Origin of the sequence: Flavobacterium sp. 9 (assembly GCF_002754195.1) — a bacterium.
Taxonomy (GTDB): domain Bacteria; phylum Bacteroidota; class Bacteroidia; order Flavobacteriales; family Flavobacteriaceae; genus Flavobacterium.
Genome location: NZ_PEEU01000001.1, coordinates 2,775,606 through 2,799,023 on the forward strand (window position 1 = coordinate 2,775,606; position 23,418 = coordinate 2,799,023).

11 protein-coding genes are annotated in these 23,418 nt (G+C 35.9%); 5 read left to right on the forward strand and 6 right to left on the reverse strand.

Annotated features, from left to right (window positions below):
• Positions 1-135: 135 nt before the first annotated feature.
• Positions 136-1,674 (reverse strand): glycine--tRNA ligase, encoded by a 1,539-nt coding sequence (locus CLU81_RS11410; RefSeq protein WP_099709912.1) that lies wholly within the window; start codon positions 1,672-1,674, stop codon positions 136-138.
• Positions 1,675-1,772: 98 nt separating this feature from the next.
• Between CLU81_RS11410 and CLU81_RS11415 the strand changes: the two genes are divergently transcribed.
• Entirely contained in the window at positions 1,773-2,456 is a 684-nt protein-coding gene (locus tag CLU81_RS11415; RefSeq protein WP_199174561.1) for a ComF family protein, read from the forward strand.
• Positions 2,457-2,747: 291 nt separating this feature from the next.
• Here the strand turns inward: CLU81_RS11415 and CLU81_RS11420 are convergent, their stop codons facing one another.
• Entirely contained in the window at positions 2,748-5,444 is a 2,697-nt protein-coding gene (locus CLU81_RS11420) for a reprolysin-like metallopeptidase (protein ID WP_099709913.1), read from the reverse strand.
• A 193-nt stretch (positions 5,445-5,637) separates the two neighbouring features.
• Here CLU81_RS11420 and CLU81_RS11425 point away from each other — a divergent pair, with 193 nt between their 5' ends.
• Positions 5,638-6,567: a bifunctional riboflavin kinase/FAD synthetase gene (locus CLU81_RS11425; protein ID WP_099709914.1), complete on the forward strand. Its 930-nt coding sequence runs from the start codon at positions 5,638-5,640 to the stop codon at positions 6,565-6,567.
• 24 nt (positions 6,568-6,591) lie between these two features.
• On the opposite strand, the gene CLU81_RS26965 is transcribed toward CLU81_RS11425, so the two are convergent.
• Positions 6,592-6,753, reverse strand: coding sequence for a hypothetical protein (locus CLU81_RS26965; protein WP_199174562.1), 162 nt, complete (start codon positions 6,751-6,753; stop codon positions 6,592-6,594).
• Positions 6,754-6,757: 4 nt separating this feature from the next.
• Positions 6,758-7,285 carry a hypothetical protein gene (locus CLU81_RS11430; RefSeq protein WP_099709915.1) on the reverse strand — a complete coding sequence of 176 codons (528 nt, stop codon included), beginning with the start codon at positions 7,283-7,285 and terminating at the stop codon, positions 6,758-6,760.
• A 258-nt stretch (positions 7,286-7,543) separates the two neighbouring features.
• On the opposite strand from CLU81_RS11430, the gene CLU81_RS11435 reads away from it, so the two are divergent.
• The 3 genes from CLU81_RS11435 to CLU81_RS11445 all read left to right on the forward strand — a co-directional run bounded on the left by CLU81_RS11435 (position 7,544) and on the right by CLU81_RS11445 (position 10,192).
• Positions 7,544-7,981 carry a hypothetical protein gene (locus CLU81_RS11435; protein ID WP_099709916.1) on the forward strand — a complete coding sequence of 146 codons (438 nt, stop codon included), beginning with the start codon at positions 7,544-7,546 and terminating at the stop codon, positions 7,979-7,981.
• Positions 7,982-8,154: 173 nt separating this feature from the next.
• On the forward strand, positions 8,155-9,243 hold the full coding sequence (gene bioB / locus CLU81_RS11440; RefSeq protein WP_099709917.1) for a biotin synthase BioB: 1,089 nt from the start codon (positions 8,155-8,157) through the stop codon (positions 9,241-9,243).
• An 82-nt stretch (positions 9,244-9,325) separates the two neighbouring features.
• Positions 9,326-10,192 (forward strand): cupin-like domain-containing protein, encoded by an 867-nt coding sequence (locus tag CLU81_RS11445; RefSeq protein ID WP_099712735.1) that lies wholly within the window; start codon positions 9,326-9,328, stop codon positions 10,190-10,192.
• 413 nt (positions 10,193-10,605) lie between these two features.
• Here CLU81_RS11445 and CLU81_RS11450 read toward each other — a convergent pair whose 3' ends face one another.
• Positions 10,606-16,911 carry a T9SS sorting signal type C domain-containing protein gene (locus CLU81_RS11450; RefSeq protein WP_099709918.1) on the reverse strand — a complete coding sequence of 2,102 codons (6,306 nt, stop codon included), beginning with the start codon at positions 16,909-16,911 and terminating at the stop codon, positions 10,606-10,608.
• 479 nt (positions 16,912-17,390) lie between these two features.
• On the reverse strand, positions 17,391-22,796 hold the full coding sequence (locus CLU81_RS11455; protein WP_099709919.1) for a T9SS sorting signal type C domain-containing protein: 5,406 nt from the start codon (positions 22,794-22,796) through the stop codon (positions 17,391-17,393).
• Between the last annotated feature and the right edge of the window lie 622 nt (positions 22,797-23,418).

The following is a 23,418-nucleotide window of genomic DNA, read 5'->3' on the forward strand; positions in this document are numbered from 1 at the left end:
GTTAATACATTATGAACAAATGTTAAAACATAAAGCTGAAATGCAAATTTCATCGACAAAATACACATTTTTGGATTAAAAAAATCCCAAATTCCATAAAGGAATTTGGGATTTTATATTATTATGTATAAAAATTTACATTTTCACCAACCAGTTTTTCATAGAAACCTCATTTTCAATAATGTCTTTCAATTCAGAAATTTTTACACGATCTTGTTTCATTGTATCTCTATGACGAATTGTTACTGTTTCGTCTTCGATAGTTTGATGATCTACTGTAATACAAAACGGAGTTCCAAGAGCATCTTGTCTTCTGTAACGGCGTCCTACAGCATCTTTTTCATCGTAGGCTACTGTGAAATCCCATTTCAAATCTTCAATGATTTTTCTGGCGATATCAGGTAATCCATCTTTTTTAACTAATGGCAAAATAGCTGCTTTTGTTGGCGCTAATACTGCCGGTAATTTTAGAACTGTTCTTGTAGAACCGTCTTCAAGAGTTTCTTCTTGTAATGATGTTGCGAAAACTGCCAGGAACATACGATCTAAACCAACTGAAGTTTCTACTACATATGGCACATAGTTTTCATTCAATTCCGGATCAAAATACTGTAATTTTCTACCTGAATATTGTTCATGTGCTTTTAAGTCGAAATCTGTTCTTGAGTGAATACCTTCTAATTCTTTGAAACCAAAAGGGAAATTAAACTCAATATCAGCCGCAGCATTTGCATAGTGCGCTAATTTTTCGTGATCGTGAAAACGGTAATTTTCTTTTCCTAATCCTAAAGATAAGTGCCAGTTTAAACGAGTTTCTTTCCAATGGTGGTACCATTTCATTTCTTCGCCCGGACGAACGAAAAATTGCATTTCCATTTGTTCGAATTCACGCATACGGAAAATAAATTGTCTTGCAACAATCTCATTTCTGAAAGCTTTACCAGTCTGAGCAATTCCAAAAGGAACTTTCATACGACCAGATTTCTGAACGTTTAAAAAGTTCACAAAAATACCTTGCGCCGTTTCCGGACGTAAATATAAATCCATTGCAGATTCTGCAGAAGCTCCAAGTTTAGTTCCGAACATTAAGTTGAATTGCTTAACATCTGTCCAGTTTTTTGAACCGGTTTCAGGATCAGCAATTTCTAATTCTTCGATTAAAGCTTTTACATCCTGAAGATCATCAGTCATACCTTTTGCAAGTCTTGACAAAATTTCTTTGTATTTCGAAAGATATTCTACAACACGAGCATTTGTCGTAACAAATTCTTCTTCATTAAAAGCGTCACCAAAACGAGCTCTTGCTTTTTCAATTTCTTTTTGAGCTTTTTGATTGATCTTTTCAGCATGATCTTCTACTAAAACGTCAGCTCTATATCTTTTTTTCGAATCTTTATTGTCAATTAACGGATCATTGAAAGCATCAACGTGGCCTGAAGCTTTCCAAGTCGTTGGATGCATTAATATTGCAGCGTCAAGGCCGACAATATTCTCGTTCATCTGAACCATTGATTTCCACCAATATTCACGGATATTCTTTTTTAACTCGACACCATTTTGTGCATAATCATAGACTGCACTTAATCCATCGTATACTTCGCTTGACGGAAAAATAAATCCGTACTCTTTTGCGTGCGAAACCACATTCTTAAATAAATCTTCTTGTTTTGCCATAGTGATGCAAAAATATAAAAAGTACGTTTAAAAAAAAGAAAAATTACAAAGATTGCAGGATTGATTTTGTTGTTTTTGTAACTAAATTCTTTCTATTTGTGTTTAATTATCTTATCAACCTGTTTTTTCCTAAAGTTTGCGCCGGATGTCATACCGTTTTGGTTACTAACGAAACTGTTTTATGTACAAGCTGTCGCCATGAAATGCCTCTCACTCAATATCATTTAGATGATAAAAATGAAGCTGTCAAAAAGTTTTATGGTAAAATTGAGATCGAACATGCATCGGCACTTTTGTATTTTAATAAAAAAGGAATTGTTCAGGAACTCATTCACAACTTAAAATACAAAGGTCACGAAGAGATTGGCTTTGTTTTAGGAAATTGGTATGTTGAAGATTTAAAAAAATTGAATTTAGAAATTCCTTTTGATTTTGTAATTCCTGTTCCGCTTCATCCAAAAAAGTTAAAAGAAAGAGGTTATAATCAGGTTACTACTTTTGGAAAAACTTTAAGCGAAGGATTGAATATTCCGTATAACGATTCGACTTTATATCGAAAAAAATATTCTAAAACACAATCAAAAAAGAATCTCTCCGGAAGATCCGATAATATCGAAAATATCTTTGATGTAATTTCTACAGAAGACTTTCAAAACAAACATTTCTTAATTGTCGATGATGTTTTGACAACCGGCGCAACGCTTGAAGCTTGTTCACGCGCTTTACTAAAAATTCCGGGAACAAAAATCAGTATTGTTTGTATGGCAATTGCGAATTCATAGACTTATTAGCCACGGATTTTACGGATTAAACGGGTTTTTCGCGGGTTTATTTTTATATCACGAAGACGCACTGCTGTGCTTCTCTACGATATTAATCATTAGAATTAATAAACTATCGTATAACAAAAATCTGTGTCAATCGGTTTAATCCGTAAAATCTGCGGGCAAAATTAATTCACAACAAGACGCACTGCTGTGCGCCTCTACGATATTAATCAACAGAATTAATTAAACGATTTTAAGACAAAAACCTGTGCAAACTCGTTTAATCCGTAAAATCTGTGGGCAAAATTAATTCACAACAATTTTCTTAACTGTTCTTCGATCTCCATCAATTACTGTTACAAGATAAATTCCTGCAGATACTTGTGGCAATTGAATATTCTGATCAAAATTAGAAGTAGGATCAAAAGAATTAGAATAAACTTTTTTACCTAAAATATCATGTACATAAACCTGAACTCTATTTGTGGCGTCGCTTTCAAATTGAACAGTAAAATTTCCTTTACTTGGATTTGGATAAAGAACAAAATCTATAGTATTAAAATCCTCTGTTCCTAAAGTAAATGTTTGACTGCAAATGTTTATCGAAGCTGAATTTATTGTTCCAAATTTTCCCAAAACAGCATCACGAACTCTGAAAGTCCAAGTCCCTTGTGGATTCTGACCATTAAAAACATTCAAAGCATCAACCGGAAGTACAATTTGCGATGTTGTTTTACTACAATCCAAATTTACTCCGTCGTCGTCAAACTGCGCAACTAAGGTAGAAGCTACGTCTGTACAGGCTTTATTAAACAAACGAACAGCTGTTCCTTGCGGATTTATAATTTGAATCTCAAGATCAGAAAGTCTGTCGTGTGTTACATTTATCGAAACATTTACATCCTCAATTACTCCTGTTGATGCAGGTACTGTTATCGTTTTAGAAGTATAAGTAGTTGAATATGGGATAGTAAAAGAATTTCCAAAACTATAGGTATCACACGTTGTTTTTGAAGTATATCCTATTGCAAATGGCGTACTATTTAATGCATAATAAATATTTGAAACTGGTTCAATCAAGATTCTGCAATTTTTTGATGAAGGTACACTTGCAGGAAGTGTGATAACTTCTGAACCATCATTTGGTGTATTCGTTGCAAGAGTTACTGGAAAAGTCAATCCTTCATCTGTAGACAATTTTATATTTACAGTCGAAGATCCGAACAAAGTATTTGTATTATTGACACTCCAAGTTATCGTTTGACTCAATCCCTGAGTCCAACTTACATTTTTATCCTTGTGGGAAGTAACTGCAAATGGTCCTGCAAATGAAGCAACGGTTACCACCATAGCATCTGTATAGGTTTGAGCTTTTCCCTGAGCAGCATTATCACGTCCGGTTAAAGTAAAATTTAGTGTTCTTGCAATATCCGAAACAGATTCCCAAGTTGTAGTCAGTTTATTTTGAAGTACTGAATCATAACTTGGCATATATCGAATTGGTGAACTCGTTGGTCGCAATGATCTAAACATTGGACCGTCTGGTTTTATGGCATATGCAATACTATTATTTTTATCTGTTGTGGTGGCACTATCATTTTCTTCCCAAGTATAAGTAACTGTATCTCCATCAGGATCAGAACCTGAACCTTTTAAAACAAATGCTGTACTAATAGGAATCGTATAATCTAAACCTGCACTAATTGTTGGAGGATTATTAGTTAAAGGCGTACTAACCGGACAGTTTAGTGTGGCAAGATTTTCCTGAATTTGCAAAATACTGGCATATGCAAAATAATCATCTGAATTGTTTTGAACATCATAATCCGTAATTCCTGCATAACCCATAAGTGTAGAACCGCTTCCTGGTTCAACACTAGTTCCAGTACCTTCAATAGAATAAGAAAAAGTATGAGTTGCACCTAGTTGATGACCCAATTCATGCGCTACAAAATCAATATCAAAACTATCTCCCTGAGGTATTCCATTTGATGGAGATGTATATGCACTTCCTTTACCAATAGTATTTACTGCCGGAGGACTACTACAAATACAACCTATACAACCTGCATTTCCTCCTCCTCCAGAAGCTCCAAACAAATGACCTATGTCGTAATTTGCCTCACCTATTACGCTTGTTATATTATTCTGTGCTTCAATATTCCACACTTGATAATCACTTGTCCCCGGATAATCTGCAGTTCCATCACTGGCTTTAGAATAAGGATCTGTCGCTGCATTTGTATAAATTATCGCATCATTATTGGCAATCAAAATTAATTGTACCGCTAAATCTTTATTAAAAACTCCATTAACTCTTGTCATAGAGGCATTCATACCCGCTAATGCTCCAGCTTTTGTGCCTCCAAAAAAAGCAGTATACTCTCCTGTACAAGACAATGCTAATCTCAAAGTTTTGAAAACTTTATTACTTGCAGTTGTTTTTGCTGCCTTTTTTGTTGAATTATTTTTTGAAACAACATCTTTAAGTCCGCAAACTAATTTAGAAGTAGAATTAAGACTATGATTTGAAGTAAACAACACATATCCGGTTTTGTCCTCCGGATTTTGCTCTATAAATTCTGTTGGTTTATCAGCACGAATTACCATAGTCTGCATACCAATTGGCGCTACACTAAAGTGAATTTTAGCTGTTTTATCGTCCAAACCGTTTCCTTCATAAGCGCGGATTTCCGGATATTTGGCTTGTAATTCCGGTTCAAAATTCGAAGATTCCCAAACCTGAAATCGCTCTAAACCTCCTTTCGCATTCGGAATTGTAATTGTAGTTGTAGTACTTTTTGAACTTTTATTTGTTGTCGAAGATAATTTTGCTTGTAGAGATTCAGCATTTAATTTATAGTATAATTTATCTGAATCAATCATATTGATTCTTTTGCTAAGTGCGGCATCTGAACTAACTTTTTGCCATAAATCATCACTTTGAGCTTGAATTTGGGCACAACAAAATATAATCAATAATAAAAGTAATTGTTTTTTCATACTAGGTGGTATTTATAAACCAAAATTAAACGAATTAAATTAAATTCTTACATAAATACGACAATTAATGCTTTTTGCTCGACGAGTATGCTCTTTTTCACAAAAAGAAATAGAATCTCAGCAAAAATCAATTAGGCGTAGTACCAAATTTAAAATAGATAGTATAAATTTGCAGCATCTTAAATTATTTGTTTTGAAGCTCTTTCATTCTATAAACGATTTTCAGTCAACCAAGAAAACGATTTTAACTCTTGGTACCTTTGACGGCGTACATATTGGTCATAAAAAAATTCTGGAACGAATTACTCAAAATACGGAAAACGGAAAATACGAAAGTTTAGTTCTGACTTTTTTCCCGCATCCGCGAATGGTTTTACAAGAAAAATCAGAAATCAAACTCTTAAATACGATTTCTGAAAAAACAAAACTTCTGGAAGCAACCGGAATAGAAAATCTTGTTATTCATCCGTTTAACGAAAGTTTCTCAAGATTAACTGCCGAAGAATTTGTTCATTCGATTTTAGTAGATCAATTTCATATTCAGAAAATAATTATTGGTCACGATCATCGTTTTGGAAGAAACAGAACGGCAAACATTGACGATTTAATTGCTTTTGGTGCTGAATACGGTTTTGAAGTAGAGCAGATTTCGGCACAAGAAATTCAGGATGTTTCTGTAAGTTCTACCAAAATCAGAAAAGCCTTAAATGAAGGAAATATGGCTCTTGCCAATGATTATCTTGGTTACGACTACTTTTTATCCGGCGAAGTTGTAAAGGGAAAACAATTAGGAAGAACGATTGGTTTTCCAACGGCAAATATCCAAATTGAAGAAGATTACAAGCTTATTCCTAAAACTGGTGTTTACGTTGTTAAAGCTATTGTGGATCAAAAGGAAGTTTTCGGAATGATGAACATTGGTTTTAATCCAACTGTAAATGGGCAAAAACAAACAATTGAAGTAAATCTTTTTGACTTTGATGCTGATATTTATGGACAAAAAATCGAAGTTTCTTTATTGGAATATCTTCGTGAAGAGCAAAAATTTGGTTCGGTAGATTTATTGAAAGAACAATTAAATCAGGATAAAATAAATGCTTTGGCTTTTGTAAGCGGGCTTTAAAAAATATTAAAATCTATTAGTCAATTATTTTCTGGCAACAGCTTTTGGCTTAGAAGTTTTTACATCACTATTTTTTTTAGCCTTTCTACTAGCTATAAATTCGCTAATTTCATTTTTTTCTTTTTCTGTTAAAGGTGGACTTTGTATAATAAAATCTACACCTTTAGGTTCTTTTATATAACTCATATCTTTAAGATTTAAAATACTTTTTTACTAATTTCTTTGATGCTTCTGTCTCAATAATCATTCGTTGGTTTTTAAAATGGAAAGCACCTAAATTTTCTTCATAATGTTTAATTAAATTGGTTTTTGCTGTAAATGCAACAAATCCATCAAATCCTTTTTGAAAAGAAACTTTACAAGCAAAAGCAACCAAATTTCCTGAAACACCTTCGTAAAGTTTATTTTTACCAACGTTAAAAGGAGAGCTTTCCAAAAGATTCATATAAACATGATCCTGTTCTATTGTTATACTTATTGCTCCCTGAATAATATTTGAATTATTTACAATTGTAAGCTTATATACCTCCTTTTGGATGTCATTAAATTCAGATTTCCAATCAAAATTCCATCCATTTTTCTTTAAAACAGTTTTTAAATCCACATTTGTTATACGACTCACTTCAGTTTGAAAACTATCACCTGAAATTGTATTTAAAATTGAATCCGTTAATTTGTCAATAATAAAACTTTGTTCTATCTGCGTTTTATTGCTCATTTACCAAAAATACAAATTTTAAAGGTAATTAATTAAATTTAGCTCAAGAATTTACGGGTTTATTTGACTTATAGATACGTCTTTAATACTAAATATTAGCCCGAATCTGAAGCTTTCAATATCTATATAAGATTAAAAAAAGAGACAAGAAAAATACTTTTTTCCTTTTTTAAATCATCGTAGTTATTTTTTTAGTAAATTTGATATAGAACTCTGTTTATCAAATATTTACTATTAACTTCTTTAAAAATAACCACTATGAAATTACCTAAAGAAATTACCAACGGGTTTTTGATATTCCTTGGAATAGGAATTTATTTTTTATTGATGAACGTTTTAGGTTTAGCTCATTTATTCTACCTGCGTACTCTGAATGTATTCTTTATATTTTATGGCGTAAACAAAACCATGAAAATGAATTTGCATGAAGGAGAAACCAATTTTGTGTCAAATGCCGTTTCTGCAATGGCAACTTCAGTAGTTGGCGTGGCTTTGAGCGTTTTTGGATTATTGGTTTACAGTTACGCAAGAGGTGGTGATGCTTATGTAAAAACATTATCCGAAACTTTCATGTTTGGAGGAAATCCTTCTGTACCAACTTATTGTATATGTTTATTATTTGAAGGAATCGCTTCGTCGGTCATTGTCACTTTGATGATGATGTTATATTGGAATAACAAATATGTAGCCGATTAATATTTCAAAACAAAATAGATCTTTTAGCACTCTAAAATCATAAAAAAATATAATTATGTGATTTTAGAGTGTTTCTTTTTTGAAAATCGCTGTCAAATATTCATTTACAGGATTCAGCATTGGTTGATTAGAACAATTTCGTTACTTTTGAACCTTCAAAAACAATGTACCTAATGAGCATTACAAAACACAACTGGACAAAAGACGAGATAATCGCCATATATAATAAACCTATGATGGACTTGCTTTATGAAGCAGCAACTATACATAGACAAAAACATGATCCGAACGTAGTTCAGGTATCAACTTTACTATCTATCAAAACCGGAGGTTGTCCGGAAGATTGCGGTTATTGTCCGCAAGCTGCCAGATATAACACTGGTGTTGAAGGTAATGATCTAATGAGTGTAAGCCAGGTAAAAGCTCAGGCTTTGCGTGCAAAATCAAGCGGATCTTCTCGCGTTTGTATGGGTGCTGCCTGGAGAAACGTAAAAGATGGCGAAGAGTTTGATCAGGTTCTGGAAATGGTTCGTACCATTAACAAACTAGATATGGAGGTTTGTTGTACTTTAGGTATGATTACCGAAAATCAAGCACAACGTTTGGCAGAAGCTGGTTTGTATGCTTACAACCACAACTTAGATACTTCTGAAGAATATTATAAAGATGTAATTTCTACACGTGGTTTCGAAGACCGTTTGCAAACTATCGAAAATGTTCGTAAAACGAATGTTACCGTTTGTAGCGGAGGAATTATTGGAATGGGAGAAAGCATCGAAGACAGAGCAGGAATGCTTGTTGCGCTTTCTACTTTAAATCCTCAACCGGAATCTGTGCCAATTAATGCATTGGTTGCCGTTGAAGGAACTCCAATGGAGGAAGAAAAACCAGTTGAAATCTGGGAAATGATCCGAATGGTAGCAACTACAAGAATTGTTATGCCGGACACACAAGTTCGTTTATCTGCAGGAAGAACAAATATGAGCCGTGAAGGACAGGCAATGTGCTTTTTTGCTGGTGCAAATTCTATTTTTGCAGGAGATAAATTATTGACTACTCCAAATCCTGATGTTCACGAAGACATGAAAATGTTTGAAATGTTAGGTTTGATTCCGCAAAAACCATTTGTTAAAGTTTCACAGCCACAAACTGTTGAAGCAGCTGATTCTCAATTTGCTCCATTAGGCGAAAAACCTAAGTGGACGAGACCAGGACATACAATTGAAAGAAACCTTGAGGCTTCGATCAAATCAAAAATTTAATTAAAAGAGTTCATAAATCTCACAAAATATTTTTAAATTGCTTCTCGACTTAGTGTCAGAAGCAATTTTTTTATTTAGAGAGATGAAGTTAAAACAAATCGAAAGGGTAAAAAAAATCTCAAAATCTGATTTTATTTCCCAATATGTAAAAAAGCAAATTCCCGTTGTTATTGAAGAACTGACCGAAGATTGGCCAGCCTATCATAAATGGAAATTATCATATATCAAAGAAATCGCAGGCGATACCATCGTTCCTTTATACGATGACAGACCCGTAAATCATGAAGATGGCTTTAATGAAGCTCATACTAAAATGAAGATGAGCGATTACATCAATCTTTTAGAACAAAAACCTACCAATTATCGCATCTTTCTTTATAATCTAATGAAAGAGGTGCCTACATTAAAAAACGACTTTCTATGGCCTGATATTGGCTTAAAATTAGTCAAGCAAATGCCAATGCTGTTTTTTGGCGGAGAAAATTCAAGAGTCTTTATGCATTATGATATCGATTATTCGAATATTTTGCATTTTCATTTTCATGGAGAAAAACAATGTATGCTTTTTGCTCCAAGCCAAACGAAGTTCCTGTACAAAGTTCCTCACGCTTTGATCTCGCGAGAAGACATTGATTTTGACAATCCTGATTTCGAAAAATTTCCTGCTCTTAAAAATGCCGAAGGTTATATCACCAATCTAAAACATGGTGAAATGCTTTATATGCCCGAAGGTTATTGGCATTACATGAAATACCTGACTCCGGGATTTTCTATGAGCTTAAGGGCTTTTCCTAAAAATGTTAAGAACTTATCAAAAGCACTTTATAATGTTTTCATCATGCGCCATTTTGATATTTTAATGCGAAAAATTAAAGGTCAAAAATGGATTGATTATAAAAATGAAAAGGCGGTTAGCAAGACTAACGGAAGTTTGCAAAAGACTTTTTGAGAAGAAAGTGTTTTCTCTATAAAACAAAAAAACCACTCGCTCGTGAGTGGTTTTTTACTTTTATATATATAAGGAAAAACTATGATTAAATCCGCTTTATGAACTACAACAATGTATTGTTGTCTTTTTCTTTTAGTACCCTTTTTATCTTTTGCTTATTGCTCTACTAATGTCTCTAAGTTCTTAAGATTAATCATCATTGTTTTTGATGGGACAAAATTACGGTGAATTACAAAACCAACAAACCCGTAAAAGACTTGTTTGCAACACAATAAGACAAAATTAAATTTTCATTGGAAATAATTAAGCGCGTTAATTATTCCAAATTTAAAATAAGAAACCCTTCAAATCAAAGACTTGAAGGGTTTTATGCTAAAGTATATTTCTACAGCTTTTTTTCAGTTTTTTAAATCTTAAAACACAACTTTTTTAGTTGATATATAACCGCTTTCTAAAATCACTTTCACAAATAAAACCTGATTTCCTGATTGTAGATTTGTTATTTGTAATTCTGTATTTCCTATTTTCTTTTTTTCATAGAGCATTTTTCCGGAAACGTCATAAATAAAAACTTCATTAATAGCGTCTTTGAGTGATGATACTTTTATGTTTTTATTTTTCACAAAAGCAATAATGTTATCTTCATTTTTATCAAAGTCTTCGACTCCTAAAGTTTTCTTATATCGCAACACAAAACGATCTGCAAAAACGCCTGTTGCAGTTGTAAAAGTATAGTTACTTGTTCTCAGATCGTGTGTAAAACCAGTAGTTTTATCTTCCAGAAAAATAGGTTGTGCACTTAGATTACCGTCGGTATGATCTATTGCAATGGTAAAATCACCTACAATTGCGGATCTATATCCTAAAGGAACAATATCAGAATCTTTAAACGGTAATGCGCGTCCCTGAATCACAAGTTTTAGATCTCCATTGATGCTGTAAAAATCTAAATATTTGTTTGCATCAGCCGTGATTCCATCATAATTAGTATCCCAACCATCTGTTGCTCCTTCAATATAACCAACTAACAATTGCTTGAATGCTCCTTGGGTATTTGTTAGATTAAGCCAGACACGGTTCTTTTCGATCTTTGAATTTGCATCTTTAAAAAATTGCGTATTATTCCCTGGAATACGCATTGAGTTTGTAAAAACAGCGTTTTGTCCTGTTTTTGATTTCACAAAGAATGATTGTCCTGCTGCAATATATCCCAATGGAGGATTTTGATTTCCAGGTGTTGTTGATCCATCTCCTGTCATATTACCTATAACGATACTACCTGATAAGTTATAAGTTGCATAATCTTCAGTATTGTATTGGTATGTTGTACTATTGGGAGCTGAATTGTGAGTCCAAAAATATAAAGTACCATAAACATTTGCCGTATTATCGACGATAAATTGATCTGCATAAATTGCAGAAGGATATGGATTTCCTAATAAGCTCCATTTCTCAGGTGCTCCTAAACTTATATTATATGGACCATTATTTGGAACTCCTTCAAATAATGCATTATAAACTACCGGAATATTAATATCATAATTTTGCGGAGCTCTTACGGTATAACCAACTCCCGCTAACATTGGTGCAATTCCATTATTAATAATTATCCATCCTGTTAAAGGATCATATCTTTCGTACTTATCAATCAAAGTATTTGGTGACAAATCATGTAACGTAAAAGCCGGAGTACGCGTAACCGGAGATGACCAATAGGTAAAATCATAACGGCGAACGGGAGAAGTATCTCGTTTATAAAAAATATTTCCTGTGTTAACTGAATTGTTTACCTGAAGAAGGCTGGCATTGTTTTCAAAAATCAAAGTTCCTCCATTATTATTTAAAAAATTATCAATAGTGAATGTATGATTAGATTTTACAGTAACATTAACTCCGGGATGCACAATACATGAGCAGGCACTTAAGTTTCCTGTTGTTTGATAATTTCCTGCAAACTCAACGCCATCAGTCGCTATAGGCGGACTTCCTTTTGACCAAACTGACCCATTCCAAATATTTGTAACAGGTGGTATAATCACAACAGCTGTTGTTGGCAGCGAAGGACAATTTGCTCCATCCTGAACCGTAAAATAATAAGTACCCGGAGATAAATTAGTAACGGTATAACTGGCTCCAAAATCAGTATAAGTTTGCAAAGATGTGCCCGTTTGATTAATAACCACATTAGGACCAGTAATTAAGCCATTTAAAACTACACTTCCCGTAGGGTTAACACATGTTGGGTGCACTATAGTTCCTGGCACCGGAGCAGAAGGTCTTGAATCAATATCAATTCTTGTTTCTATTGAAAAATCTTCTGCACAGCTTCCGTTTTTTATTACAGCTCGGTAACTAGTACTCGTTGATAATATTCCTGGCTGATAAGTAACACCTGTATGACTTATAGATTGCCATACATATGGCAAAGATTCGGCATATTCCCATCTGACAATAGTACCGTTATAACCACTTAAAGTTAATAAAGGACTTGGATCTCCGCCACAAACATGCGCTCCTCCGTTTACAATTCCGGGTTGTGTTTTTGTTACATTTGTTGAGTTGCTTGCATTTACAACTGCTGCACATCCATTTGAAGAATAACTTACCGTAACTGTTTTACTTCCTGTTGTTTTCCATTGTAATGTGACTGTATTATTGGTAGTTGATATTCCTCCTGCAGTAATATTATAATCTGTACCTGCAACTCCGGGAACCGTCCAAAGATAATTTGTTTGTCCGGCCAAAGTCGTATAGGTTACGCTATCATCAACACAAACAATTGCCCCAGGCTGAACAGAAAAAACCGGAACCGGTAATGGATTAACGGTTATTGTCGCTGAACCTCCTGTAAAACCAGAACTTCTTATGCAAGTATTAGCATCTGTAACAGAAACTAAAGTATAAGTTGTAGTATTTGAAACTGGTGTGACAAACGTTGCAAAAGCGGTTCCGCTTGCGACACTATTTGCAGTGCGATTTGCAACTCCATCATTATAAACCACAGTAAAAGGTCCTGTTCCGGATGTTGCGGTAAAAGTTAATTGTCCAGCACCAGTTGCACAAAATGGACCATTGGCTGACAAACTTCCTTGTGGTAATGGATTAACGGTTATTGTTGCTGAACCTCCGGTGAAACCAGAATTTCTTATACAAGTATTTGAATCGGTAACGGAAACTAAAGTATAAGTTGTTGTATTTGAAACTGGTGTTTGGAAAGTTGCAAAAGCTGCTCCGCTTGCCACACTGACACTACGATTTGCAACTCCGTCATTATAAACTACCGTAAAAGGTCCTGTTCCCGATGTTGCCGTAAAAGTTAATTGTCCAGCGCCAGTCGCACAAAAAGGACCATTGGCTGATAACGTTCCTTGTGGTAATGGATTAACGGTTATAGTCGCGGAACCTCCGGTGAAACCTGAACTTCTTATACAAGTATTTGCATCTGTAACAGAAACTAAAGTATAGGTTGTTGTATTTGAAACTGGTGTTTGGAAAGTTGCAAAAGCTGCTCCGCTTGCGACACTCACACTTCGATTGGCAACTCCATCATTATAAACTACCGTAAAAGGTCCTGTTCCGGATGTTGCGGTAAAAGTTAATTGTCCAGCACCAGTTGCACAAAATGGACCATTGGCTGACAAACTTCCTTGTGGTAATGGATTAACGGTTATTGTTGCTGAACCTCCGGTGAAACCAGAATTTCTTATACAAGTATTTGAATCGGTAACGGAAACTAAAGTATAAGTTGTTGTATTTGAAACTGGTGTTTGGAAAGTTGCAAAAGCTGCTCCGCTTGCCACACTGACACTACGATTTGCAACTCCGTCATTATAAACTACCGTAAAAGGTCCTGTTCCCGATGTTGCCGTAAAAGTTAATTGTCCAGCGCCAGTCGCACAAAAAGGACCATTGGCTGATAAGGTTCCTTGTGGTAATGGATTAACGGTTATCGTTGCTGAACTTCCGGTGAAACCAGAACTTCTTATACAGGTATTAGCATCGGTAACCGAAACTAAAGTATAGGTTGTTGTGCTTAAAACCGGTGTTTGGAAAGTTGCAAAAGCTGCTCCGCTTGCCACACTCACACTACGATTTGCCACTCCATCATTATAAACTACGGTGTAAGGTCCCGTTCCAGATGTTGCTGTAAATGTTAATTGTCCAGCGCCAGTTGCACAAAATGGACCATTGGCTGATAAGCTTCCTTGTGGTAATGGATTAACGGTTATCGTTGCGGAACCTCCGGTGAAACCGGAACTTCTTATACAGGTATTTGCATCGGTAACAGAAACTAAAGTATAGGTTGTTGTGCTTAAAACTGAGGTAACTGCTGTTGCAAAAGCTGCTCCGCTTGCTACACTCACACTACGATTGGCAACTCCGTCATTATAAACTACCGTAAAAGGTCCTGTTCCGGATGTTGCGGTAAAAGTTAATTGTCCAGCACCAGTTGCACAAAATGGGCCATTGGCTGACAAGCTTCCTTGTGGTAATGGATTAACGGTTATCGTTGCTGAACTTCCGGTGAAACCGGAACTTCTTATACAAGTATTTGCATCGGTAACCGAAACTAAAGTATAAGTTGTTGTACTTAAAACCGGTGTAACAGCTGTTGCAAAAGCTGTTCCGCTTACTACACTATTTGCGGTACGATTTGTAACACCATCATTATAAACCACAGTAAATGGTCCGGTTCCGGATGTTGCGGTAAAAGTCAATTGTCCAGCGCCGGTCGCACAAAATGGACCATTGGCTGATAAGGTTCCTTGTGGTAATGGATTAACGGTTATCGTTGCTGAACCTCCGGTGAAACCGGAACTTCTTATACAAGTATTTGCATCGGTAACCGAAACTAAAGTATAAGTTGTTGTACTTAAAACTGGTGTGACGGCTGTTGCAAAAGCTGTTCCGCTTACTACACTATTTGCAGTGCGATTTGTAACGCCATCATTATAAATCACAGTAAATGGTCCTGTTCCGGATGTTGCGGTAAAAGTCAATTGTCCGGCGCCAGTTGCGCAAAATGGACCATTGGCTGATAAGCTTCCTTGTGGTAATGGCCTAACGGTGATCGTAGCTGAACCTCCTGTGAAACCAGAACTTCGTACGCAAGTATTTGCATCGGTAACCGAAACTAAAGTATAAGTTGTTGTACTTATAACTGGTGTAACAGCGGTTGCAAAAGCTGTTCCGCTTACTACACTATTTGCAGTACGATTTGTAACGCCATCATTATAAACTACCGTAAACGGTCCTGTTCCGGATGTTGCGGTAAAGGTCAATTGTCCAGCGCCAGTTGCACAAAATGGGCCATTGGCTGACAAGCTTCCTTGTGGGGATGGATTAACAGTTACGGTTGTTGCTGTAGAATTTAATGTAGAGCAAGTACCACTTTGCACTACAGCTCTAAATTGTGTAGTTTGTGTAAGTGCGTCCGAAGTATATGTTGTTGTTGTATTTGCAACAGATGTAGGTGTCCAAGTTGAAAACGGAGTTGTTGAATATTCCCATCTTAGAACTGAACCTACATTTCCCGTTAATAATAAAGGACCGCTTGTCGAACCATTGCAAATTGTAGTGCCTCCGCCAACTGATCCGGCTACTGTCAACGGCGAAATTGTTACAGTAGTTGAAATTCCTGAAATGGGAGAAACACAAACTCCAGAAGATAATCCTGTAACAGCAATAGAACTTGTGCCTGTAGTTGTTAAGCCTACAGCTGTAAAAGTTCCTGTACCAGCTGTAGTTACTGTCATTGCTGCAGTCAATCCTGTCGCGGCTGGTGTGCCTCGATTATAAGTAACGGTATAAATACCTATAGGTAAAGATGCAGCACTCGATGTAACTGTTACGGAAGATGTTCCTGGAGTAATACAAACATTCGTTGCTGATATTCCCGTAATATTATAAGTTGGACATGTATAAGTAACTGTAACTTGTCCATGAGCTCCTGAACCTCCTACTTGAGAAGGATTTCCTACGGTGTGCAATCCACCACTACCGCCACCACCGGGTGGGCTACCTACATTTCCTGGTCCATTACCTAATAATAAAGTTGAAAGAGCTGCACCTCCGGCACCACCTCCGGTACCACCAGCATTACCACCAGCCCCAGATGAAAGACCCAAACTTAATAAGGCAGCATTTCCATTTCCTCCATTTATCCCAGAAGCTGTTGAAATGGAACCAATCGAAGCACTGCCTAATCCACCTGCTCCACCACTAGGTGTACCGCCTGCTGTATTGGCTGTACCTCCTGCTCCACCAACTGCTAAAATAACTGTTTCAAAACCTTGTATTGTTGAACTGCCTCCTGCTGTTCCACTTGAAGTTGTTCCAGTAACCGCTCCGGCAACTTTAATATTTAAAGACACTCCTGATAATGGATTAACTGTTATAAGACCATTTGCATATGCGCCTCCACCTCCTCCTGCACCACTTCTTCCGCTAAGTAAAGGAGAAATACCCGCACCTCCTCCAGCACCCCCAGCACCCCATGCCTTAATATCCATAGAGGTAATCCCTGCCGGAATAACTACTGTGCCGTCAGCTGTAAATATATGTGGTGGCTGAGCCCATAATGATGTGCATATAAAAGATAGAACTAAAGCTAGTTTGAACTTCGCACTATGAAATGTTTTTCTATTTTGTTCATTTCGAAAAAAAGATTCCTTTAGAAATGGAAGAAAAATCAAATAATTAAGTAAGGCTTTTTTCATAAGAGGCATTTTAAATAATTAAAAAAACAGACCCATAATCAAATTATGAATCCTCTTAAAAAACTTTAGATACCATATAAGCAGAACAGGAACGCAAAAAAACGTTCTGAAAACTTAGAAAGAGATGTAGAAATAAACGTTAAGTACTTATTTGCTTATTTAATGGTATTTAAATTTAACAATCAGTATTTAGGCGAATAAAAAACTAAAAAATCATCTTAGTTTTTAAGAGTAGTGATTAAAATTGTATTACAACAGGCTTTTATATAAGTTCGTCGACTATAACCTACAACAAGGTACGATTTTATTTACAATATAAAAATATTTTAACGTAAAGAGTTGTTTTTTAACATATTGAAATCAATAACACTCTGTTTTAGAAAAAAATGTTAATACTCAAAAACCTCTGAGGAAAAGTTATTGCACAAAAAAAATCCATTCCGTAAAACGAAATGGATTCCTTACTTTTTAAAATATTATCACTCAAATATAACCTTTCTGGAGGTTGAATGCCCATTTTCTAAAACAATTCTAACCAGTAGAACCTGATTTCCGGATTGCAAATTTGATATCAACAATTCAGTATTCGTTATTTTATTTTTATGATAAAGCATTTTTCCTGAAACGTCAAACAGGACAACTTCTCTAAGTGATTCTTTAGTTGATGTTACTTTTATAATTTTATCTTTTACGGATACCAAAACATCATTTTCAGGATTTTCAAAATCTCCTGTTCCAAGGGTTTTATCTATATAACTAATAGTAAAGCGATCAGTAAAAGTTCCTATTGCAGTTGTAAATGTATAATTACCAGCTTTTAAGTTTGTAACCTTTCCTGTTAATTTATCTTCCAGATATACTCCCTGATTATTGAAAAGCCCATCAGCGTGATCGATTGCAATAGTAAAATCGCCTGCAATGGTCGTTTTATATCCTAATGGAACCTTATCAGTATCTAAAAATGGTAATGCCCGACCTTGAATCGTTAGTTTTTCACTTTCATTTATACTGTAAAAATCTATAAAACTATTACTTTCCATTGTAGTTGCATCATAATTAACATCCCAACTATTTGATGCTCCTTCGATATAACTAATTAACAGTTGTTTGAAAGCTCCCTTAGTATTGGTTAAATTCAGCCATAAACGATTTTTTTCTAAAACTCTTGTTTTTGTTGTTTTGAAAAACTCTCCATTGTTTCCGCCAACTCGCATGTCATTTGTAAACTTAACAGGGTCCGGGCCTGAAGCCTGCATAAAGAAAGACTGACAAGCAGCTATTTTTCCTGATGGTGGGGATTCATAAGTTCCGTCAGGCAATCTGGCTCCAGTTGAAATTCCACCGGACAAACTAAAAACAGCATAATCGTTACTGGTATAATCATAAGTGCCACCAGTTGAAGCTGTGCTGCTTGGAGGAGTATTATGTGTCCAAAAGTATAAAGCTCCAACATCTACAGACGGTGATGCGAAATGATTTGTATTAATAAATTCCTCTGCATCTATTGCTGATGGATAAGGATTTCCTATTAAACTCCATTTTGTTGCAAAAAGCGGAACTGAATAATCTCCATTATTAGGAACACCAGTAAAAACTGCAGGATAAATTGCAGGAGCAGTAATAGAAAAATTTTGTGGTGCTCTGATTACATATCCTATAGCAGGTTTCATTTCATCTGTTCCGTTTAAATTGATATGCCATGCATCTGCTGAAGAATCATAGCTCTCATATTTGTCTAATAATGTCCCTGGTGACAAGTCATGCATTGTATAAGCTGGAATTCTGGTTATTGGCGCTGACCAATAGGTAAAATCATATCGACGAACCGGTTCTGTATCTCTATGATATATAATGTTTCCTGTATTAACTGCATTCGTTATTTGTACCAGACTGGCATCATTCATAAATATCAAATTAGTTCCAGCTCCTGAATCAACATTTAGTTCTTTTTCTATTGTTAATGTATGTCCTGAATTTATGGTTACACTTTTTCCGGAATCAATCTTACATGAGCAGACATTTAAATCTCCTGTTGATTGATAATCTCCAGAAAATTCAACACTATCTGTATTTAAAGGAAGACCTCCTTTGGACCAAACTGTTCCGTCCCAAATATTTGTAATTGGTGCCTTAATCTCTAAACTTATTGTTGGTAGCGAAGCGCAATTCACCCCATCTTCAATCGTAAAATTATAATTTCCGGGTAATAAATTAGAAATTGTATAAGTGGTTCCAGAAGCCGAATAAGTTCTCAAAACAGTTCCGCTTTGAGTAATAACCCATGTTGGTGTAGAAAGTAAACCATTTAATACAATACTTCCTGTTGGATTACTGCAAGTAGGTTGTGTAATTGTTCCGGATATTGGAGTAGATGGCAAAGGTTTTACCACAATAGTTCCCGCAGCACTAACAGGTCCACAACCTCCTGTTAATGGAATACTATAATTAAAAGTCCCTGACTGTGTTGGAGTACCACTTATCGTAATTGTATTGGATGCCCAACTTGCAGAAACTCCTGTTGGTAAATTTACCGGCACACCAATTCCCGTTGCACCAGGAGTGGTATGTGTAATATTTGGCATTATAGTGTGAGAACAAATTGATGGAGATGTTGACGCTGCTCCAACTGTATCTAAATTTACAACAATTGTTCCGGTTGCATTCACTACACTACAACCTCCCGTTAATGGAATAGTATAACTAAAAGTCCCCGACTCTGTTGGCGTACCACTTATCGTAATTGTATTGGATGCCCAACTTGCAGAAACTCCCGCAGGCAAATTTAACGATGCTCCAATTCCTGTTGCGCCAGTAGTAGTATGCGTAATATTAGGCATCAAGGTATTTATACATAATATTGGAGAGGAAGAAGCTCCTGTAACAGTGTTTTCTGCGTTAACAATAACCGGATAGATATCTGTGACTGTGTAAGCTGTAGAACACGATGGCGAAGCAGTTACGGTCATCGTTAATGTAATCTGTTTTCCAGCATCGGCGGCTGCGGCTGTATATGTAGGTGTTAATGTTGTGGCTCCTGCCGAAATTGTTCCAGCGCCATTATGTGTCCATAAAATGGTTCCGTTTGAAGCGTTTGCCTCTCCGCTCGCGAGTGTAACTGATCCGTTTGAACACGTACTTTGCGTACCGGAAATTGACGCTGTAGGTGCAGCCTGAATATTTATAGTATAAGCTGCTGTGGCGATTTGTGGCATACAAGCATTAGTACTTGTAACTGTCATTGTTAAAACAACTGTTCTAGCAGCTCCCCCCATAACCGGAGTATAGGTCGGTGTCAATGTAGTATCATTTGTTAAAGTACCTGCACCACCGCTAAACGTCCATTTTATATTTCCATTTGTTGCCGATGCTCCTGTTACGGTTACAGATTGATTAGAACATATTGTTGCACTTCCGCCAGCAATTGCAGTGGGCAAACCTTGTACTGTTACGGTTGCCGCCGGAGAATCTGCACTTGAACATCCACCTGAATTAACTGCTTTTACAGTATAACTACCGGCTGCAGTAGCAAATATAGATGAACCCGTTTCTCCTGTAGACCAAACATATGTATATGCAGCATTAGGACTAACTACATTAAGACTTACTCCATCTGTCTGACAAATTGTGCTAGAAGTTGGTGAAATAGCAGGAACCGCAGGCACAGGCGTAGTTGAAGTGTTTGCTATTGTAGAATTTGCACTTGTTCCACAGTTATTTGTTGCTCGCACTCTATAATAATAGATCGTATTTGCCGATAATCCTGTAATATTTTTCGTTAGCACATTACCAACATTTAAACCATTGTAAGCGGGTAATATATTCGCCGTAAAAGCTCCGCCCGGCTGGGTTGAAACATCTATAATATAACTTGTTGCACGAGTAGCCAAAGCCCAATTTATTGTAATTTGAGTACATGTTTGCCCTGTAGGTGTACTTACTGTAGGCACAGTTGGCGTTCCTGAACCTCCCGTTGTAGTGCCATACATTATAATATTAGAATTAGCACTTGTACCACAAGTATTAGTAGCTCTAATTCTGTAATAATATGTAGTATTCGCATTTAATCCGGTTACATCGAAAGTAAGCACATTTCCAACATTCAAACCATTGTAAGCGGCTAATATATTATTTGTAAAAGCAGTTCCAGATGCTTGGGTAGAGACATCTATAATATAACTTGTTGCTCTTAAAGCCGAAGACCAATTTGCTGTAAATTGAGAACATGTTTGACCTGATCCTGCATTTGCAGTAGGCGTTGCAGGAATTCCAGCTGCGGTATTAGTTGTAGTACTATATGCAATAATACTAGAACTTGCACTTGTAGCACAACTATTAGTAGCTCTAACTCTATAATAATAGTTTGTATTTACAGCCAATCCTGTAACATCTTTCGTTAAAACATTTCCAACATTTAAATTATTGTAGCCAACTAACATATTTGCATTAAAGTTGGCGCCATTTTGTGTAGATACATCTAAAAAATAACTAGTTGCACCTGATACTGCTGCCCAACTTGCAGTTATTTGTGAACACGTTCTTCCCGAACCCGCATTTGCGTTTGGCACTGCAGGAGCTACTGTAGTTGCATATGTTATAATATTAGAATTAGCACTAACGCAAGTACCATTATAAGCTCTTACTCTATAATAATAAGTATCATTTACCAAACCAGTTATATTAAATGTAAGCACATTGCCAACATTACGCGCGCTATAACCTGTAACAAAAGTCGCAAAAGTATTATCTGTAGAAACATCTAATTCGTAATACGATGCACCTGAAACAGCTTGCCAATTAGCAGTTATTTGAGTACAAGTAGCACCAGTACCTGCTAAAGCTACCGGAGCTGTTCCTGATGAATTTACTACAACTGTCGCTAAATTAAATTGTGTTATTGTCGAAGTACAATTTTCAGAAGCTACTGTGCTTGATCCGGATGTTAAGGCAGTAATTTTTATAAATTTAGAACCAACAGCAGTAAAACCAGTTGCAATAAAAGATCCGGTTCCGGCTGTTGTTACATTCATTGATGAAGGAGTTTGTGCGACTCCTTGTATTTCATAAGAAACTTTATAAAGACCAATAGGTAAAGTTCCTGTTAAAGTAATTTCTGAAGAGCTTCCGGAACAAACATTTACTGCTGAAGCAACTGCACTGGTTAGGCTATAAGTTGGACAATTATAAGAAATGATTACTTTTCCGTCTCCACCATCTCCACCTGCTCTGGCACTTTGAAAAAAAGAAGATCTACCACCACTACCACCACCTCCCGGAGGATTCCCCGGATTACCCGCATTAGTAACAAAGGCTCCTGTAATTGCAATCCCACCCGTTCCTCCACCATTTGCAGCGTTTCCACCAGCGCCTGAACTAATAACTGATCCGGTATCATCAACAAAACCTGATTCTCCGGCAAGACCAGGAAATCCAGAGATTGTAGTTGTTCCAACAGATGCTCCACTGGCACCTCCTAAACCTCCTATAGGTTGGTTTCCTGTATTTACAAGACCTCCTTTTCCTCCATCAGCTTTAAGTGAAAATCCTGTAATGGCAGAAAAACCTCCAAAATTTCCATTTGCACCGGAAACTCCTTTTCCTCCGGCTCCAACAATTACTGGCAATAAAGCCCCGGATGTTATAGTCAAAGTGGCACTTGCAAACGCACCTCCACCACCTCCGGAACCAGCTCTTGCACCGCTAAATCCGGGAGGAGGAGTCGAGCTTCCTCCGGCGCCACCGGCACCCCAGGCTTGTACATTGATTGAAGTTATTCCCGCAGGACTAACAAATGTTTGTGAACCTGCAACCGAAAATGTGGTTGTAGTTTGTGCGTAGAAAAAAATAGGAAAACAAATCAATGATGGAATAAGTAAAGATCTTTTCATATCAAGGCGTTTTAAATCATTAAAAAATCAGATTCAGTTGAAAATCATTTTTAGACTATTTAAATACCGCAATTTCGAATCAGAACAATAAAAAAGAGATGATTAAGACATGACGTATGAACACAAATGTTATAGAAAAATTGGAACATGAATTTCACAAATTGACACTAAACTTAATGTTTAGTTGGTGAATTTAATTGTACGAACTAATTCGTGAAATTTGTGTTTACTTTTTTTATTCTACGTTCAGACTGTCGTCATTAAGATGTACTTTTTTGTTTATTTAGTGTGGTACTTAAATTAAACAATCAGTAGTTGCAAATAGGTAGAAGGGCTCTGAAAAAAAAATATTTTTGTTTACATTTTTAATACTTCTGAGAGCAGTTTTAACAAAATGTAATAGTAAAATTCCGTTAAATAAAGTGTAGTAACAATTTACAAAATATTATTCAACCTATTAAAAAACAGATACTTATAATTTAAAAATCAAATATTTTTAAGTAATTTCGCATAAAGTTTTTTTTTTAATGTAGTTCATCATTTAAATAATGTAACTCATCCAAATAAATAAAATGCTAATTCTGAAATTTTTATGGTTTTAGTACCCAATTTGGAAAAACAA

What these genes read in the sequence shown, in the direction of transcription:
- CLU81_RS11450 (WP_099709918.1), bottom strand. Translation starts at nt 16,911, where the DNA reads ATGAAAAAAGCCTTACTTAATTATTTGATTTTTCTTCCATTTCTAAAG.
- CLU81_RS11410 (WP_099709912.1), bottom strand. Translation starts at nt 1,674, where the DNA reads ATGGCAAAACAAGAAGATTTATTTAAGAATGTGGTTTCGCACGCAAAA.
- CLU81_RS11445 (WP_099712735.1), top strand. Translation starts at nt 9,326, where the DNA reads ATGAAGTTAAAACAAATCGAAAGGGTAAAAAAAATCTCAAAATCTGAT.
- CLU81_RS11455 (WP_099709919.1), bottom strand. Translation starts at nt 22,796, where the DNA reads ATGAAAAGATCTTTACTTATTCCATCATTGATTTGTTTTCCTATTTTT.
- bioB (WP_099709917.1), top strand. Translation starts at nt 8,155, where the DNA reads ATGAGCATTACAAAACACAACTGGACAAAAGACGAGATAATCGCCATA.
- CLU81_RS11420 (WP_099709913.1), bottom strand. Translation starts at nt 5,444, where the DNA reads ATGAAAAAACAATTACTTTTATTATTGATTATATTTTGTTGTGCCCAA.
- CLU81_RS26965 (WP_199174562.1), bottom strand. Translation starts at nt 6,753, where the DNA reads ATGAGTTATATAAAAGAACCTAAAGGTGTAGATTTTATTATACAAAGT.
- CLU81_RS11435 (WP_099709916.1), top strand. Translation starts at nt 7,544, where the DNA reads ATGAAATTACCTAAAGAAATTACCAACGGGTTTTTGATATTCCTTGGA.
- CLU81_RS11430 (WP_099709915.1), bottom strand. Translation starts at nt 7,285, where the DNA reads ATGAGCAATAAAACGCAGATAGAACAAAGTTTTATTATTGACAAATTA.